This is a genomic window from Pseudomonas sp. URIL14HWK12:I12 (assembly GCF_003097135.1).
Lineage (GTDB): Bacteria > Pseudomonadota > Gammaproteobacteria > Pseudomonadales > Pseudomonadaceae > Aquipseudomonas.
Map to the genome: position 1 here is coordinate 576,442 of NZ_QEQL01000001.1, position 14,504 is coordinate 590,945.

At 61.3% G+C, this 14,504-nt stretch carries 18 protein-coding genes and 1 tRNA gene; 14 read left to right on the plus strand and 5 right to left on the minus strand.

Annotation, left to right across the window (positions count from 1 at the left end; all coding sequences use genetic code 11):
• Window positions 1-33 precede the first annotated feature (33 nt).
• The 5 genes from F474_RS02725 to F474_RS02745 all read left to right on the plus strand — a co-directional run bounded on the left by F474_RS02725 (window position 34) and on the right by F474_RS02745 (window position 4,119).
• The gene (locus tag F474_RS02725) at window positions 34-1,134 is read left to right on the plus strand and encodes a hypothetical protein (protein WP_097084064.1); all 1,101 of its coding nucleotides are present in this window, start codon (window positions 34-36) and stop codon (window positions 1,132-1,134) included.
• Window positions 1,135-1,142: 8 nt separating this feature from the next.
• Window positions 1,143-1,919 (plus strand): ERF family protein, encoded by a 777-nt coding sequence (locus F474_RS02730; RefSeq protein ID WP_097084063.1) that lies wholly within the window; start codon window positions 1,143-1,145, stop codon window positions 1,917-1,919.
• A complete protein-coding gene (locus F474_RS02735) occupies window positions 1,903-2,520 on the plus strand; it encodes a lambda exonuclease family protein (protein WP_097084062.1) in 618 nt (205 codons plus the stop codon). Before F474_RS02730 ends, F474_RS02735 begins: the two co-directional genes overlap by 17 nt.
• Window positions 2,517-3,059 carry a hypothetical protein gene (locus F474_RS02740; RefSeq protein WP_097084061.1) on the plus strand — a complete coding sequence of 181 codons (543 nt, stop codon included), beginning with the start codon at window positions 2,517-2,519 and terminating at the stop codon, window positions 3,057-3,059. Before F474_RS02735 ends, F474_RS02740 begins: the two co-directional genes overlap by 4 nt.
• Before the next feature lie 718 nt (window positions 3,060-3,777).
• On the plus strand, window positions 3,778-4,119 hold the full coding sequence (locus F474_RS02745) for a hypothetical protein (RefSeq protein WP_097084060.1): 342 nt from the start codon (window positions 3,778-3,780) through the stop codon (window positions 4,117-4,119).
• Here F474_RS02745 and F474_RS22520 read toward each other — a convergent pair.
• A complete protein-coding gene (locus F474_RS22520) occupies window positions 4,085-4,414 on the minus strand; it encodes a hypothetical protein (protein ID WP_125483362.1) in 330 nt (109 codons plus the stop codon). The two genes, F474_RS02745 and F474_RS22520, sit on opposite strands and share 35 nt — an antisense overlap.
• A 103-nt stretch (window positions 4,415-4,517) precedes the next feature.
• On the opposite strand from F474_RS22520, the gene F474_RS02750 reads away from it, so the two are divergent.
• The 7 genes from F474_RS02750 (at window position 4,518) to F474_RS02775 (ending at window position 8,134) form a co-directional block, all read left to right on the plus strand.
• Window positions 4,518-5,048, plus strand: coding sequence for a hypothetical protein (locus F474_RS02750; protein WP_097084059.1), 531 nt, complete (start codon window positions 4,518-4,520; stop codon window positions 5,046-5,048).
• Between the two features lie 66 nt (window positions 5,049-5,114).
• Window positions 5,115-5,960, plus strand: a complete 846-nt coding sequence (locus F474_RS02755; RefSeq protein WP_097084058.1) for a DNA adenine methylase — start codon at window positions 5,115-5,117, stop codon at window positions 5,958-5,960.
• 59 nt (window positions 5,961-6,019) lie between these two features.
• Window positions 6,020-6,283: a hypothetical protein gene (locus F474_RS02760; protein ID WP_097084057.1), complete on the plus strand. Its 264-nt coding sequence runs from the start codon at window positions 6,020-6,022 to the stop codon at window positions 6,281-6,283.
• Window positions 6,280-6,444 (plus strand): hypothetical protein, encoded by a 165-nt coding sequence (locus F474_RS22615; protein WP_165830256.1) that lies wholly within the window; start codon window positions 6,280-6,282, stop codon window positions 6,442-6,444. The genes F474_RS02760 and F474_RS22615 overlap by 4 nt, the downstream gene beginning before the upstream one ends.
• Window positions 6,435-7,103, plus strand: a complete 669-nt coding sequence (locus F474_RS02765) for a hypothetical protein (RefSeq protein ID WP_097084056.1) — start codon at window positions 6,435-6,437, stop codon at window positions 7,101-7,103. Before F474_RS22615 ends, F474_RS02765 begins: the two co-directional genes overlap by 10 nt.
• 315 nt (window positions 7,104-7,418) lie before the next feature.
• Window positions 7,419-7,853 (plus strand): hypothetical protein, encoded by a 435-nt coding sequence (locus tag F474_RS02770; protein ID WP_097084055.1) that lies wholly within the window; start codon window positions 7,419-7,421, stop codon window positions 7,851-7,853.
• A 35-nt stretch (window positions 7,854-7,888) separates the two neighbouring features.
• Window positions 7,889-8,134, plus strand: coding sequence for an AlpA family transcriptional regulator (locus tag F474_RS02775; protein ID WP_097084054.1), 246 nt, complete (start codon window positions 7,889-7,891; stop codon window positions 8,132-8,134).
• Here the strand turns inward: F474_RS02775 and F474_RS02780 are convergent.
• Entirely contained in the window at window positions 8,131-9,108 is a 978-nt protein-coding gene (locus F474_RS02780; protein ID WP_097084297.1) for a site-specific integrase, read from the minus strand. The genes F474_RS02775 and F474_RS02780 overlap by 4 nt on opposite strands.
• A 137-nt stretch (window positions 9,109-9,245) precedes the next feature.
• Window positions 9,246-9,319 (minus strand) — tRNA-Cys (locus F474_RS02785).
• Window positions 9,320-9,925: 606 nt separating this feature from the next.
• Here F474_RS02785 and F474_RS02790 point away from each other — a divergent pair.
• Both F474_RS02790 and F474_RS02795 read left to right on the plus strand, forming a co-directional pair.
• Window positions 9,926-10,783 (plus strand): SDR family oxidoreductase, encoded by an 858-nt coding sequence (locus F474_RS02790; RefSeq protein WP_097084053.1) that lies wholly within the window; start codon window positions 9,926-9,928, stop codon window positions 10,781-10,783.
• A 37-nt stretch (window positions 10,784-10,820) separates the two neighbouring features.
• Complete coding sequence (locus tag F474_RS02795) at window positions 10,821-11,960, plus strand: glutathione-independent formaldehyde dehydrogenase (protein ID WP_097084052.1); 1,140 nt, start codon at window positions 10,821-10,823, stop codon at window positions 11,958-11,960.
• A 26-nt stretch (window positions 11,961-11,986) separates the two neighbouring features.
• On the opposite strand, the gene F474_RS02800 is transcribed toward F474_RS02795, so the two are convergent.
• Both F474_RS02800 and F474_RS02805 read right to left on the minus strand, forming a co-directional pair.
• Window positions 11,987-13,015 carry a zinc-binding alcohol dehydrogenase family protein gene (locus F474_RS02800; RefSeq protein WP_097084051.1) on the minus strand — a complete coding sequence of 343 codons (1,029 nt, stop codon included), beginning with the start codon at window positions 13,013-13,015 and terminating at the stop codon, window positions 11,987-11,989.
• A gap of 116 nt (window positions 13,016-13,131) precedes the next feature.
• Complete coding sequence (locus F474_RS02805; protein ID WP_097084050.1) at window positions 13,132-14,385, minus strand: chloride channel protein; 1,254 nt, start codon at window positions 14,383-14,385, stop codon at window positions 13,132-13,134.
• Between the last annotated feature and the right edge of the window lie 119 nt (window positions 14,386-14,504).

A 14,504-nucleotide genomic window follows, 5' to 3' on the forward strand; every position in this document is an offset into this window, starting at 1 on the left:
GAGGCGCCCGACACGGAGCGTCGAGGATTCGCTATGTCCGCACAAACTGAGCTGGCGGTCGTACCGCCGAAGGAAAGCGCCCTGCAGGTGTTCCAGGCCCCGAACGGCCTGGACCCCTACCTGAAGGTGGTCCGGGACAAGATCGACGCTTTCGTGCCCGACGTGTCCACTCGTAAAGGCCGTGATGCCATCGCATCCATTGCCTACCAGGTGGCGCGCTCCAAGACCGCGCTGGACAACCGGGGCAAAGAGCTGGTGGCCGAGCTGAAGGAAATCCCAAAGCTGATCGACGCCGAGCGCAAACGGGTTCGCGACACGCTGGATGCCTGGCAGGAGGAAGTTCGCCGCCCGCTCACCGAGTGGCAGAAGGCCGAGGATGCGCGGATCGACGGGCACACCGACCGCCTCGACCGGCTGAAGAACCTGGACGACAGCCTGGCAGAGCTCAACTCAGCCGATATCAGGGAGCGGATCGCCGAAGCGGAAAGCGTAGAGCTCGGGAAGCATTGGGACGAATTCGAAGCCGAAGCAGGCAGCGTGAAGGACAAGATGTTGACGACTCTGCGCGCCGGTCTGGCGAAGCGTGAGCAGTACGAAGCAGAGCAGGCTGAACTGGCCCGGCTGCGTGCTGAGGAAGAAGCACGTGAGCAGCGGGAGCGCGAGGAGCGTATCGCTCGGGAAGCAACGGAGCGGGCGCAGCGCGAGGCCGAGCAGAAGGCCCAGGCCGAACGTGAGGCCGGAGAGCGCCGCGAACGTGAGGCACGGGAAGCTGCGGAACGCCGGGAGCTGGAACTGAAGCTGCAGGCCGAGCAAGCCGAACGCTCCGCCGCTCAGGCTGAGGCAAACCGCGTTGCCGCCGAGCAGCGTGCCGAGCAGGAGCGCCAGAACGCAAACCGCCGCGCTGAGGAAGCCGCCGAGCAAGCAAGGATGGCCGAGCAACGCCGCCAGCAAGAGGCAGCCGACGCCATCCTCCGCGCACAGGAAGCCCGAGAGGCCGATGCGGCTCATCGCCGCAGCATCAACCGAGCGGCGCTGGATGCCTTCATTGCCGGTGGCATGCCGGAAGCCTGCGCAAAGCAAGCGGTCACCCTGATCGCCCAACGCAAGATCCCCAACATCGAAATTAAATACTGAGGTGCCCCATGGGTGAAATCATTATGCCGCCGGAACAGCGCCGGGGCACCGTGGCTGTATTGCCGCAAGACAACAGCATCATGGCTGTCATCAGCCGGGCAGCCGCCGATCCAAGCTGCGATATCGACAAGCTCGAGCGCCTGATGGCGATGCACGAGCGCATGCAGGCCCGCGACGCGGAGGCTGAGTTCAATGCGGCCATGGCTGCAATGCAGAGCGATATTCCAAGCATCGCCGAACGTGGTGCCATTGTGGTGAACGGCCAGAAGCGCAGCGAATATGCGACCTTCGAAGACATCAACGATGTGATCAAGCCAATCATGCAGGAGCACGGGTTTGCAATCACCTTCAAGGTCGAGAACGTCGCAGCAGGCCTGAGCGTTACCGGCATCCTGATGCATCGAGCGGGCCACCGTGAAAGCACCACAATGCTTCTACCCCTGGACACCAGCGGTACCAAGAACGCCGTCCAGGCAGTCGGCTCGTCGACCAGCTACGGCAAGCGCTATGTCATGAGCGCCCTGCTCAACCTGACCACGCGCGGCGAGGACGATGACGGGCATGCAGCTGTGCCAGTAGCCACGGTCACTGCCGCCCAGGCGCGGCAGCTCCAGGGCCTGCTCGATAAGTGCAGCGACCGCGCGAAGACAGCGTTCGCCAACATGCACGGTACGCCGGCTGAGGTTCAGAAAGCCGCCTTCGACCAGGTACTGGGGATGCTCGGGAAGTCTGCGAAACAGAACGAGGTAGCCACACAAGGGGGTCAAGATGCAGATCATCACTGATATCCAGCAGGGCACGCCTGAGTGGCTGAAGCTGCGCTTGGGCATCATCACCTGCTCCGAACTGGATTGCCTGCTGGTCAGCGGCAAGGGCGAGGCCGGCTTCGGCGTCGCCGCCTTCACTTACATGGACCAGCTCATCGGCGAGCGCATCACCGAGGAAGCGGCAGAAATTCCTTTCCAGACCAAGGCGACAACGCGCGGCCATGAGCTGGAAGGCGTAGCCAAGGGCCTATATGAGGCGCGCGAGGGCATCGGCACAGATTCCGTTGGCATCATCCTGAACCATGGCATTGGCTACTCCCCTGACGCTCTGGTCGCTGCCGATGGCCTGATCGAGATCAAGACCAAGCTGCCCAAGTTCCAGGTAGGCGTGCTGCTGGCCGGCGAGGTTCCTAAGGAACACGTCGCCCAGTGCCAGGGCGGTCTTTGGGTATCAGAGCGCGAGTGGATCGACTTCATCAGCTACTGGCCAGGCCTGCCCCTGTTCGTGAAGCGGGTGTACCGCGATGAGGCGATGATCCGCAAGTTGGTCGAGCGGGTGAAGACGTTCTACGAGATCCTGGACGACCGCATGGATCGCGTGATGGGAGCTGCAGCATGATCAGCAACGAGCTCAGCACTATCCGAGAGAAGGATGCCGATCGCGCCTGGCTGGCCAAGCTGGAGCAAGACTTTCACGCCAGGGGCAGGCGCATTGAGGTGGTTGATAGGGCGCCGAGCACTACGGCCTTTTGCCCCTACACCGCGACCAAGGCCCAAACCAAAGCGCGCGCGGTGAAGGCGATGCAGGTGCAGGCAGACGAGTTGGCCCTGGCAGCGCGAGTGCGGGAGCTGGCCAAGACGATGGCCGTCCGTGCGGTGTGCCTGGAGATGGGCCTGACTCGCACCACAGTGCGTGGTATCGCCGAGCGCCACCGGATCAGCTTCAAGTCAGGGAAGGAGGATGCGCGCAAGGCGAACCAGCAGCGCTACGCGAGCATTCAGGAAGATGCTCGGGACGCTGCCCGGCTCAGGGCCTATTCAGACCTGGGCGCTAGCTTCAACCACGCGGCCAACCATTCCGGAATTGGCCGCACACGCGCTGAGCGCTTGGCTCGGGAATTTGCGATCCCCTTCAAGAAGCGTGGAAAGACTGCGTGAAACCCAAACAGCGCGCGCAGCAGCGCCTGCGCCAGATACAGATCCACTTGCCGCCTAGCGGCCTGACCTTCCAAGGAATGGGCATAGAACCGGAGGCACAGAGTGGCAAACAGCAATTCTGCATTCTACGGCGTTGGCATAAACGACGTTAAGCACAGACCGAACATCTACACGATCAATCCCTCGGGGGAGAGAGTCGCATCACGCTGCCCCATTTACGAAGCATGGCTGGGTATGATCCGTCGATGCTACAGCGAAGCATTCCATGAGATGTACCCAGCTTACCGTGGCTGCTCCGTTGCTCAGGAGTGGTTCCTATTCTCCAATTTCAAAAATTGGATGTTGACGCAGGACTATGCTGGCAACGACTTGGACAAGGATCTTCTGCAGCCAGGTAACCAGCTTTATGGCCCGGATCGATGCGTCTTCATCTCACATGATCTGAACCAGTTCTTGAGCAGGGGCAAGTCGCGGACAAACGCTTTGCCCATTGGCGTCAGCAAGCGAAAGGACAGCCGCAAATTTACGGCGCAGTGCAAGAACCCATTCACCAGCAAGCACACCTGGCTTGGAAATTTTGAAACCCCCGAGCTGGCACACCAGGCGTGGCGAACTGAAAAGCATCGACTTGCACTGATCTATTCGGAACAGCAAAAAGACCCGCGAGTAGCGGCGGCGTTGAGGCTGCGCTACGCGCCAAACACAAAGGATCAAGGCTATGGCCATGACACAGGCCGAGAGGTCGGCAAAGGCCGCAGGGAAGCGCCAGGCGGCGCAGGAGGAGGAATTACGGCTGAGGGTTCGCCCTGGCACCAAGCAGGCCCTGGCCGACCTGATGGCCTGGGCAGAGCTCGAGGAACAGGGCGAGGCGCTGACGCTGATGATTCACCACCTGCAGGCACTGGGCCCGGCGGTGGCGGTTCGGTTCCTGACTCCGCCGCGCCACGAAATCACAGTGTCGGAAAACGTGGCGCAAAAGCTTGAAGCTGCCTGTCGCCGGCAGGGTACAAGGATAGGCTCGGATCTCATTCGAGACTTCGGAGATTCGCAAAACGCTTGAAAACTTCAGCGACGTCATACGCTAACTGGGTAGAAATATCGATTGGAAACCCATCCACGTATCCAACGAGGCCGGTTCCGGAAGCCGCATATCGATGGCCGCGGTACGAGTTCATCAGATCCTGAATTTCCTGAGTTATTTCAGAAGCATGCTTCCGGAAAAACTCGTCATTCACTTCAGGAAGACGGTAGTAATCCCACTCTACACGGACCTTTCCACGTCTCTCCTGCACAGTAACTGTTGACGTTTCGTAGCCACTGCTCCAGCGCCCTTTTGAGTAAAAGCCGACGGACATAGATTCTCCTTTCCCACCCGGCTCCATGCCGGCGTGTCAATCAAACACCATTCCCCACCCATTTACCACCACGCCCCTCCAGGCACAGGAGGATGGAGCGTGGATGGAGGAAAGCATGAAGCCCCGGATCGAAAAGAAGCTCAGCCATCGACTGGTGAGGATTTTCGAAGGCACCCGCGTGTTCGACTCCGTTTGGATCGACGACGAATACTACCGGCACCCACTTTTTAGCTGGGGCGAAGCGCTGACACCAAGCCAGATCCGCTTCAACAAAGAGTGCAATGTAAAGGTGAACCACGTGCCAAGCGTCGGCGGCGAGCCGGACTATTGGGGCGAAGGCACCGACCATTTCACGGTACTGAGCGCCTACCGTGACAGGGTTTGGTCTGAGATTCTCTACACGGATCGGCTCTGCAAGCTTGACTGCAAATGGCCCCGCCCCGAAGAAGGTACTGCCGAGTTTGAGGAGTGGCAGGCCGAGAAAAACGCTCTGCTTGACCAGGCCCGCCGTGCATATCGCCGGCAACGGCCAGGCAATCGCCTCATGGCTCACGCCCGAGGCGAAGCGGCATCTGTACGTGCCAGCGAAGCTGAAGAGGCGCGCAAACGTGCTGAACGGCGTGCCTCACGCTGAGATACCCATCACCCCTCACCCATCGCCACCACGCCCAGGCAGGCGGGCGGCTGTCTGGAGCACCACATGAACATTGAAGCGCCGGTGATCCGTTATCACGGCTCGAAATTCCGGCTGGCGCCTTGGGTCATCCAACACCTGCCGGCCCACACCTGCTACGTCGAGCCATTCGGCGGCGCCGCCGGCGTCCTGATGCAGAAGGCCAGGTCCTATGCCGAGGTCTACAACGACCTGGATGGCGATATCGTGAACCTGTTTCGAGTGCTGCAGGATCAGGTGGCCCGAGCTGCCCTGTTCGAGGCGGTGGTGCTCACGCCATATGCCCGGGCGGAATTCGAACGCGCATGGGAACCTGCCCAGTCCCCGATCGAGCGCGCGCGGCGGACGATCATCCGGGCTCAAATGGGATTCGGTTCCGCAGGTGCTACCAAAGGCGCCACGGGATTTCGTATCGACACGAAGCGCGACTACGGCACTGCTCAGTCGCTGTGGGCCCAATACCCAGCCTCGATCGCGGCCGTGGGGGAACGCCTCGCTGGCGTGCTCATTGAGAACCGGCCGGCGATCGAGGTGATGCGAGCGCACGATGCCCCGACAACGCTGCACTACGTCGACCCACCCTACGTGCACGACACGCGGTACCGCGGCGCCTCGAACGGCCGTTACTACCGCCATGAAATGGATGACGGCCAACACGCCGAGCTGCTGAATGCTTTGCTCGAGCTAGACGGAATGGTCGTGCTGTCCGGTTACCCATGCGAGCTGTACGACCAGGCCCTGGCAGGCTGGACGCGACACAGCACAAGCGCCCGCATCTCAGCCGGGCGCGGCACCACCACTCGCACTGAGTGCCTTTGGCTCAACCCCGCTTGTCATCGTCAGTCGACGCAGCTCGGCCTTTTCGGTTCCTGACCCCTCCCCCTTACACCACATCGCCAGCCCGGCAGGCCCAGGGCTGTCTGGAGCAGCTCATGTTCAAAAAAGTGTTTACCGGAATCCCGACCTTCGCTGCCTACCACCAAGCCCAAGCCTGGCTGAAGAGCCACGGTTACAGCTACGGGCCTTCATCGCATGATGGGCCGTGCGCAATCTTCAAGGGCGACTGCGTCATCAGCAAATGGCGGAATCTCAGCGCTAAAGAGCGAAAGGCAGTTGACGGCATTCTCGACGGCGATATCCGCAATGGCCCGGTCACGGTGCATCTGAAGGTAGCTCCGCAATCGGAGGCAGCATGATCCCCATCACCACGAACGAAGCCCGGGCCCTGGCCCAGGCAGAGCTGCGACGCATCGCCGAACTAGAAGCGGCCGGCCTGCTGAACCGCATCCACAACTACGGCGCGCTGGGCCCGGTCCGGCGTCTGGCCATTGCTCGAGGTACCGCACCATGCAAGTGAAGGAACGACCGATCCTGTTCAGCGCGCCGATGGTGCGCGCCATTCTGGAGGGGCGGAAGACGGTGACGCGGCGCCCGTGCAAGCCGCAGCCAAGCCCCCATGCGCACACGAAATCTGCGGACGGCAACGCAATGGGCTCGTGGTGGGAAACCGCGAAGCAGATCCAGCGATGCCCCTACGGCCAGCCTGGCGACCGGCTGTGGGTGCGCGAGAGCTTCTGGCAGGCCGGAGATTGGATATCGACTTACCCCGAAGACGACGAAGGTCATTGGTCTGGCTCTCGCCGTGTCCATTACCGGGTGGATGGCGAGCCGCCGAACGAGCCGAACCATCATTACCCTAACGGGCTGCGCAATGGCTCCTTCTCTGCTGCCGATCCGCACAAAATCTGGCGCGCGCGTCCCAGCATCCACATGCCCCGCTGGGCCAGCCGCATCCTGCTGGAGATCACCGAGGTGCGCGTCGAGCGCCTGCAGGATATCAGCGAGGAGCAAGCCGAAGCAGAGGGCGTTGACTTCCTAAGGTCTATTCCCGACTGCGATGAAACGCTCACAGCCAGGCAGTTGTTCGAGTGCCTGTGGGATTCCATCAACGGCGCCAGCGCCTGGGACGCCAACCCCTGGGTGTGGGCAGTTTCGTTTCGGAGAGTGGAGGCTTAACACATCGCAAATTGTCGGGAAACCGACACTCATTCTCGAAAACACTGGTGCCTCAACAAGATTGAGGCAAAACCCATGCTGCACACTTTCGCAAGAGCTATCGTCGATACCGCTCCCATCCATAGCCGTAAATCGCTGAATAGATTCCTCCGTCGAGTTGACCGCTGGAGCAATCGGCTTTATCGCAAGGGTCTGATCGACTTGGCAGCGCGCCAAGACATCCGCCGGCATATTGCTGGTGCGATCATGCATCCAACTACCTAACCCCTTCCCCACCTATTGAGCCTGCCGGCGCCCGGCGGGCGGAGCTATGTCATGGCTTTACCCTATGAAAACGCCACCAGTGGCGATAAGGCGTTCGCAGAAATCCAGAAGATCCTCGGCAAGTTCGGATGTGACAACTACGGGATCATGCACAAGGCACGCGAGCAGATCACGCTGGTGCAGTTCGAGCATCGCGGTCGCGTCGTCCAACTGCCCGGGCACTGGGGAGGCTATGCCACGGCATGGCTTCGCGAACACCCGCACACAAGCCGTATGCGCTCAACGCCGGCCGAGCACAAGCAAAAAGCTGCCGATGTCGCCCAAGTCGCGGTGTGCTCGCTGTTGCGCGATTGGGTGAAGGCCCAGGTCATCGCGGTCGAGTGCGAGCTGATGACCTTCGAAGAAGTGTTCATGCCCCACATGCTGCTACCGGACGGCAGACGCATGGTCGAGGCTGCTCAGAAATTGCTACCAACCCCCGAATAACCCCGACCGCCGCCCCGGGCGGCCTGGAGAAGAACATGGAACCCGAAATCATCCACATCCCTGAGCTGGCCAAGCTGCTTGGCCGTAGCGAATCTTCCATCCGAAGCGCGCGCCAGGCCGGCGCCGCTTGGCTGCCGCCCTACTTCAAACAAGGGGCGCGCATCTGCTGGCGGCTCGACACCGTGCGGCGCTTTCTAAAGGAATGCGAGGAAGGGAAGCACGTCCCGGCGCGGCCTGGCCGCAAACGCCAGGCGCCGCCCACGCTGTCCAGGGTGGGCTAGCCCAGCTTGTCGGCCAAGTTATCCGGGCATAGATGCGTGTAGCGCTTGAGCATCGAAAGCGTCTTGTGCCCGGTGATACTCCCCACCTCCATGATGGATAGACCCTTCTCAAACAGGCGCGACGTGCCCTCATGGCGCAGGTCGTGAAAGTGCAGGTCGGTGACCTTGGCGTCGCGGCAGGCACGCAGGAAATACTGGCTAACCGAATGCGGGGCCAGCGAGAACACATTCCCATCGATGCGCGCAGGCAGCGCATCCAGCAAGGCCCTGGCTCTGGTGGACAGAGGCACCGAGCGGCGCGTGCCGTTCTTAGTCTCCTCGAGCACGGCATACTTGCCCTTCACATTCTCCCGGCGAAGCGTCAGGAGCTCCCCCCGGCGCATAGCCGTTTCGACCGCTATCTCAATGATGGCCGGCATCTCAGCGTGGATATCTCCCGCTGCTTTCAAAACAGCCTTCAACTCAGCAGCGCTCGGGCGCCGATCGCGCTCTTTGCTGTTCTTGGGCATCCGTAGCTTCATGACCGGATTGCTCAGCCCTTCTATGCCCCAATCCTTGATGGCCACCGTATAAAGGTGGCTGATCAAGGCCAGCGCCAGTCGGACGGTATTGCTCGACGCACCCTCCTTCAGCCGGGCATCCCGGTATTCGGCCAGGTCGGAGGATTTAAGCTCAGCCAGTGACTTCGAACCATACTTGCTGGCCGACCAAGTCTTGATTCTCGCATGCTCCTGACGCGCGCCCTTCTTCGCAGCGGACACTTCACGCTCATACCGTTCGAACGCTTGCGCTACTGTGGTGGACTCAGCCTCGCGGGTATCCACGAATCGCTTGCGCGACATGTCGCCCTCGATCTCTGCAGACCAGCGCTGAGCTTCTGCCTTGGTATCGAAGGACGCAGATAGGGAGGGGTAACCTTTCTTGCGGATTTTCGCCCGCCATGTGCCATTGGCACGCTGTTCAATAGTCGCCATGCTGCGGATTTTGACGACGGGCTGCGGGACAGGCAAGAAAACTCAGTGTCCCAAAATTGTCCCAAATGATCGGGCTGGGACAATCCGCAAGCACAAAGAAAAACCCCGCAAGCGCTAGCCTGCGGGGTTCTATGGGGTGGAGGCCGAGGTCGGAATCGAACCGGCGTAGACGGATTTGCAATCCGCTGCATAACCACTTTGCTACTCGGCCCCAAATTGAAAACCAGGCTAATGCACCTGACATTCAAGAAAAGTACCTGAGACTGGCTCCAACCTTCACTCTAACTTCTTGATAAACAAGGGTTTTGTTGGCCTGCCTCAGCAATGGACGCAATTCTGGACTGCTTACCGTGTGTTGTCAACCGCTTGGGGAAGAAATATTGCCATGCACCGCGATCTGCAGTGCGTGCATTGCGCTCCCTCCTCCGCCCGGCTCCGTTCCAGTGGTAATGGCATTGAAGATAAACGTTTTACCACTCGTCAGCACGTCACAAATAAACAGGAATCCTTGATCCCGTCGCTCCCTCTCATTCAATGCATCGCCTAGCGGCAAGGCTCACCGATGATAGAGACGAGGAATCGACCATGAATCACTCGAATCGAAGCAGTTTTCTCAAGGCGCTTGAAAAAGCCTGCGCCGCAGATCGCAAAAGCTGGCGCAACTGAGACAAGCCAAGCCGCCGATCGAAGCGGCATCGCACGGCCCATCGCCAACCTTCTTTATCCCGCTTACATGCGAAACCGCGAACGCTCGGGGCGGCAACCCACCGCCGCGCCTGGTGTTACACCGGTTATCAAAGCTCAGGATGTCACGACAATGAAAGAATATCCCCGCCCCCCGTTCAAGGTTCAGCCGCAACGCACACCCGGTGACCAGTACAAGATGAACCCAGTACCCGACTGCGGTGAAGAAAGTTACCGCGGGCATGGTCGGCTCGATGGAAAAGTCGCCTTGATTACCGGTGCCGACAGCGGTATCGGCAGGGCCGTGGCAATCGCCTTTGCCCGGGAAGGCGCTGACATTGCCCTGGCGTATCTGGACGAACACGAGGACGCCCGCGACACCGCCGCCTGGGTCGAACGCGCGGGCCGCCAATGCCTGCTGCTGCCCGGTGACCTGCAGCAACTCGATCAGTGCAAAAGCGTTGTCGACCTCACCGTCCAGCGCTTCGGCCGAATCGACGTGCTGGTCAACAACGCCGCCTTCCAGATGACCCACCCCACGCTGGAGAGCATTCCGGACGAGGAATGGACCCGCACCTTCGATATCAACATCACCGCCATGTTTCGCATCTGCCAGGCTGCAGTGCCCCACATGCCAAGCGGCGGGTCGATCATCAATACCAGCTCTGTGAATTCGGACATGCCACGCCCTGATCTGCTGCCCTATGCAAGCACCAAAGGCGCAATTGCGAACTTCAGTGCAGGGCTGGCCCAGTTGCTCGGCAAACGCGGCATCCGCGTGAACAGCGTTGCCCCAGGCCCGATCTGGACCCCCCTGATCATCGCCACCATGCCCGCTGAATCGGTGGAGTCTTTCGGTGCCGAGACGCCGCTGGGCCGGCCAGGCCAGCCGGTCGAGCTGGCGCCGGTCTACGTGCTGCTCGCCTCTGACGAGGGCAGTTACCTCTCCGGTGAACGCTTCGGCGTCACAGGCGGCAGGCCGATTCTCTGATCTTGCTATTTCCCTCACATTTCAATGGAGCACCGCCATGAAAGCCATCGTCTATAACGGCCCAAAAGACGTCAGCGTACAGAATGTACCGGATGCCCGGATCGAAAAACCGACCGACGTGCTGGTCCGCATCACCACCACCAATATCTGCGGCTCTGACCTGCACATGTATGAGGGCCGCACCTCGTTCGAAACCGGCCGGGTATTCGGCCACGAGAACCTCGGTGAGGTGATCGAAGTGGGCAGCGCAGTGGACCGGGTCAAGGTTGGCGACCGGGTGTGCCTGCCCTTCAACATCGGCTGCGGCTTCTGCGAGAACTGCGAGCGCGGCCTTACTGGCTTCTGCCTTACGGCCAACCCCGGTAGCGCAGGCGCCGCCTATGGCTTCGCAGAGATGGGCCCCTACCAAGGCGGCCAGGCCGAGCTGCTGCGCGTGCCTTATGCCGACTTCAATTGCCTGGTGTTACCGGAAGACGCACAGGAGCGTGAAGACGATTACGTCATGCTCTCTGACATTTTCCCTACCGGTTGGCATGCCACCGAGCTCGCCGGCCTTTTACCGGGTGAAAGTATCGCCATCTACGGGGCCGGCCCGGTTGGCCTGATGGCAGCACACTCGGCAATGATCAAGGGCGCATCACAGGTATTTGTTGTGGACAGCCACCCTGACCGGCTGGCCTTGGCTGCGCGCATGGGCGCGACACCGATCAATGCAATGGAGCAGGAAGCGGTCGAGCAAATCATGAACCACACCAACGGCCGGGGCACCGATCGGGGCTGCGAATGCGTGGGCTATCAATGTTGCGACCGCCACGGCCATGAAGCCAATCACCTGACCATGAACAACCTGGTCGCCTCGACCAAGGCAACCGGTGGCATCGGTGTGGTCGGTGTGTTCGTGCCGCAAGACCCTGGTGCCAGTGACCCGTTGGCCAAAGAGGGCAAGATGGCCTTCGATTTCGGCTCGTTCTGGTTCAAAGGCCAGCAGATCAGAACCGGCCAGGCCAATGTGAAGGTCTATAATCGCAGGCTGGCTGAGTTGATTCACCACGGCCGCGCTCAACCGTCTCAGATCATCTCCCATCGCCTGAAACTCGACGAGGGCCCCGCGGCCTATCGCCATTTCGATGAGCGTGACCAAGGCTGGACCAAGGTAGTGCTCAAGCCAGCTGCCTGAGCACCTTACCGAGGTCGCCAGGGGCCTCAGGCCGGCTGATCGGCCTTGACCAGCACGACTTTGCCGATCATGTCGCCGGCCTCTACCAACGCATGCGCTGCGATGAGGTTGGCGGCATCGATACCGTCGATGCGGTGGGTAAGTGTATGGCGGATATCCCCTTTATCCACCAGCCCCGCCACGCGCCGCAACAGCGCATGCTGGCGGCTGATGGTCGCTGTGGTGTAGATGGGGCGGGTGTACATCAGCTCCCAATGAATCGAGATGGACTTGCCCTTGAACGGGGAGATGTCCAGCCCGACCGGGTCATCGATCAGTGCAAACTGGCCCTCCGGCCGCAGCACCTCAGCGATCTGTTTCACATAGCTGGCGCTGTTGTTCAGCCCCACCACATGTGTCGCGTAATCGAGCCCCAGCGCGGCAAGCTGCGGCATCCATGGCTGTGAATGGTCGATCACGTGATGAGCGCCGTGGTCCAGCACCCACTCCCTGCTTCGCTCACGCGAGGCTGTACCTACGATCGTAACGCCGGTCAGCCGGCGCGCCAGTTGAGTCAGGATCGAGCCCACCCCGCCTGCCGCGCCGATCACCAGCAGAACCTGATGCTCGGTGGGGTCGGCTTCGTGGATGCGCAGGCGGTCGAACAACAGCTCCCACGCGGTGATAGTGGTCAGCGGCAAAGAGGCCGCTTCGGCAAAGCCCAGTGAATCGGGCATCGGGCCAACGATGCGCTCGTCTACCGCATGCAGGTCGCTGTTGCACCCTGGGCGGGTGATATCACCGGCGTACCACACCCGGTCGCCCACCTTGAAGCGGCTTGCTGCCGAACCTGTGGCAACCACTACACCTGCTGCGTCCCAGCCCAGGATTCGAGGTGCGCCATCGGTGGGAACGTCGCCGCCCTTGCGGACCTTGGTGTCGACCGGGTTGACCGAAACCGCCCTGACCTCCACCAGCAGGTCGTGGTCACGCAATTCGGGCTCCGGCAACGTCACGGTTTGCAGGGCATCAGGATGATCGATGGGCAGGTTCTGGAAGAAGCCGAACGCTTTCATAAGGAATGTCCTTTGCGGATCAGTGGGTGCAGGCCCGCACGATAGCCGCTGCCAGGCTTCGTAAAAACCGCAGAATCAGCAAATACTTTCTGCGTTTTCCAGAAGATGACTATCGATCACTGGCCATGGCGGCCACCCTCTGCCTTCACGAACCCTAGCGCCAGTTGCTGGTACAGCTCCGGCCCCATGCGTGCGCTGATGGCGCTGGCGACCAGGGCGGTGGCCAACAGGCTGATGACCATGCCGTGGCTGTCGATCATTTCCATCACGATGATCGCCGAGGTGATCGGCGATTGCGTGACCGCTGCGAGAAAACCCACCATGCACAGCGCGACCACGGGCAGCGCGTCACTGCCCAGGTGCGCCCAGTGAGCGATGTCGGCCCCGACCGCAGCCCCGACCGCCAGCGCAGGCGCGAAGATGCCACCTGGGATGCCAGAGAAATAGGTCAGCACCGTGGCCAAGAATCGGGTGATAGCAGCGTGCCAGGGCAGGTCGACGCCGCTGTTGATGATTTGCGTGGTAATGCCATAGCCGCTGCCGAAAGACATTCCGCCGCTGAGCAGCCCCAGCAGCGCTACCAGCAGCCCGCACCCCCCTGCGAACCACACCGGGTGCGCCGCCCGCCACTGCCACAGCCGCCAATGGGCATGGCGCTGCGGCCACAGTAGTAGCCGGCTGAACAACCCGCCCAACAGCCCACAAGCGACGCCCGCGACCAGCACCGCCAGCGCAGTGCCCCACCCCGACTCCTGCGCGCTGAGCTTGCCGAAATAGTTGTAATTGCCCTGCACGCCGATGGCGACCATACCGGCAAGAATGATGGTCGACAGCAGCACACCACTGGTGCGCGTCTCCAGCTTGCGGCCCAGCTCCTCAACGGCGAAGGCGATGCCCGCAAGCGGTGTATTGAACGCGGCGGCAATACCGGCCGCGCCTCCTGCCAGGATCAGGTCTGGCATACGAATGACGCGTGCATGAGGCAGCCACCGGTGAAACAGGTGCATCACCGAGGCGGCGACCTGCACCGACGGCCCCTCCCGGCCCGCGGAGAAGCCGCCCAGCAAAGCGAGGCAGCCCAGGCCCACCTTGCCCACCGCGATGCGCAGGGACACCAGCCTCGTGACGGGTTTGTGCTGGCTGGCCAGGCGTGTTGCAGCGATCACCTGAGGAATGCCACTGCCCTGCGCGCCAGGAAAGAAACGGACCGTCAGCGCCACCACGAGCATGCCGATGACCGGGGTGATCAGTAACGAGAGCCACAAGCGCCCAGCCGTGAGCCAGGCAAAACCGATCAGGGCGCGCTCGGCTAGCCATGCAAAGCCGACCACCAGCAAGCCGGCGCTGATGGCTGCAGCCCACAGCGTCAAACGAGTGCGCCACCGTACCGAAGACAATCTGCGCCGCGTGACGAGGAAGGGATTCAAAGCCCATTTACCTGTAACAAGAAATGAAAGGTGACTGTAAGTGCGGCGCGGCCCGGGCGCAA

Excerpts from the sequence above, each read along its gene's own strand:
- F474_RS22615 (WP_165830256.1), top strand. The coding sequence starts at position 6,280 with ATGATCCCCATCACCACGAACGAAGCCCGGGCCCTGGCCCAGGCAGAG.
- F474_RS02790 (WP_097084053.1), top strand. The coding sequence starts at position 9,926 with ATGAAAGAATATCCCCGCCCCCCGTTCAAGGTTCAGCCGCAACGCACA.
- F474_RS02760 (WP_097084057.1), top strand. The coding sequence starts at position 6,020 with ATGTTCAAAAAAGTGTTTACCGGAATCCCGACCTTCGCTGCCTACCAC.
- F474_RS02800 (WP_097084051.1), bottom strand. The coding sequence starts at position 13,015 with ATGAAAGCGTTCGGCTTCTTCCAGAACCTGCCCATCGATCATCCTGAT.
- F474_RS02725 (WP_097084064.1), top strand. The coding sequence starts at position 34 with ATGTCCGCACAAACTGAGCTGGCGGTCGTACCGCCGAAGGAAAGCGCC.
- F474_RS02750 (WP_097084059.1), top strand. The coding sequence starts at position 4,518 with ATGGAGGAAAGCATGAAGCCCCGGATCGAAAAGAAGCTCAGCCATCGA.
- F474_RS02740 (WP_097084061.1), top strand. The coding sequence starts at position 2,517 with ATGATCAGCAACGAGCTCAGCACTATCCGAGAGAAGGATGCCGATCGC.
- F474_RS02775 (WP_097084054.1), top strand. The coding sequence starts at position 7,889 with ATGGAACCCGAAATCATCCACATCCCTGAGCTGGCCAAGCTGCTTGGC.
- F474_RS02780 (WP_097084297.1), bottom strand. The coding sequence starts at position 9,108 with ATGGCGACTATTGAACAGCGTGCCAATGGCACATGGCGGGCGAAAATC.
- F474_RS02735 (WP_097084062.1), top strand. The coding sequence starts at position 1,903 with ATGCAGATCATCACTGATATCCAGCAGGGCACGCCTGAGTGGCTGAAG.
- F474_RS02730 (WP_097084063.1), top strand. The coding sequence starts at position 1,143 with ATGGGTGAAATCATTATGCCGCCGGAACAGCGCCGGGGCACCGTGGCT.
- F474_RS02765 (WP_097084056.1), top strand. The coding sequence starts at position 6,435 with ATGCAAGTGAAGGAACGACCGATCCTGTTCAGCGCGCCGATGGTGCGC.
- F474_RS02795 (WP_097084052.1), top strand. The coding sequence starts at position 10,821 with ATGAAAGCCATCGTCTATAACGGCCCAAAAGACGTCAGCGTACAGAAT.
- F474_RS22520 (WP_125483362.1), bottom strand. The coding sequence starts at position 4,414 with ATGTCCGTCGGCTTTTACTCAAAAGGGCGCTGGAGCAGTGGCTACGAA.
- F474_RS02755 (WP_097084058.1), top strand. The coding sequence starts at position 5,115 with ATGAACATTGAAGCGCCGGTGATCCGTTATCACGGCTCGAAATTCCGG.
- F474_RS02745 (WP_097084060.1), top strand. The coding sequence starts at position 3,778 with ATGGCCATGACACAGGCCGAGAGGTCGGCAAAGGCCGCAGGGAAGCGC.
- F474_RS02770 (WP_097084055.1), top strand. The coding sequence starts at position 7,419 with ATGGCTTTACCCTATGAAAACGCCACCAGTGGCGATAAGGCGTTCGCA.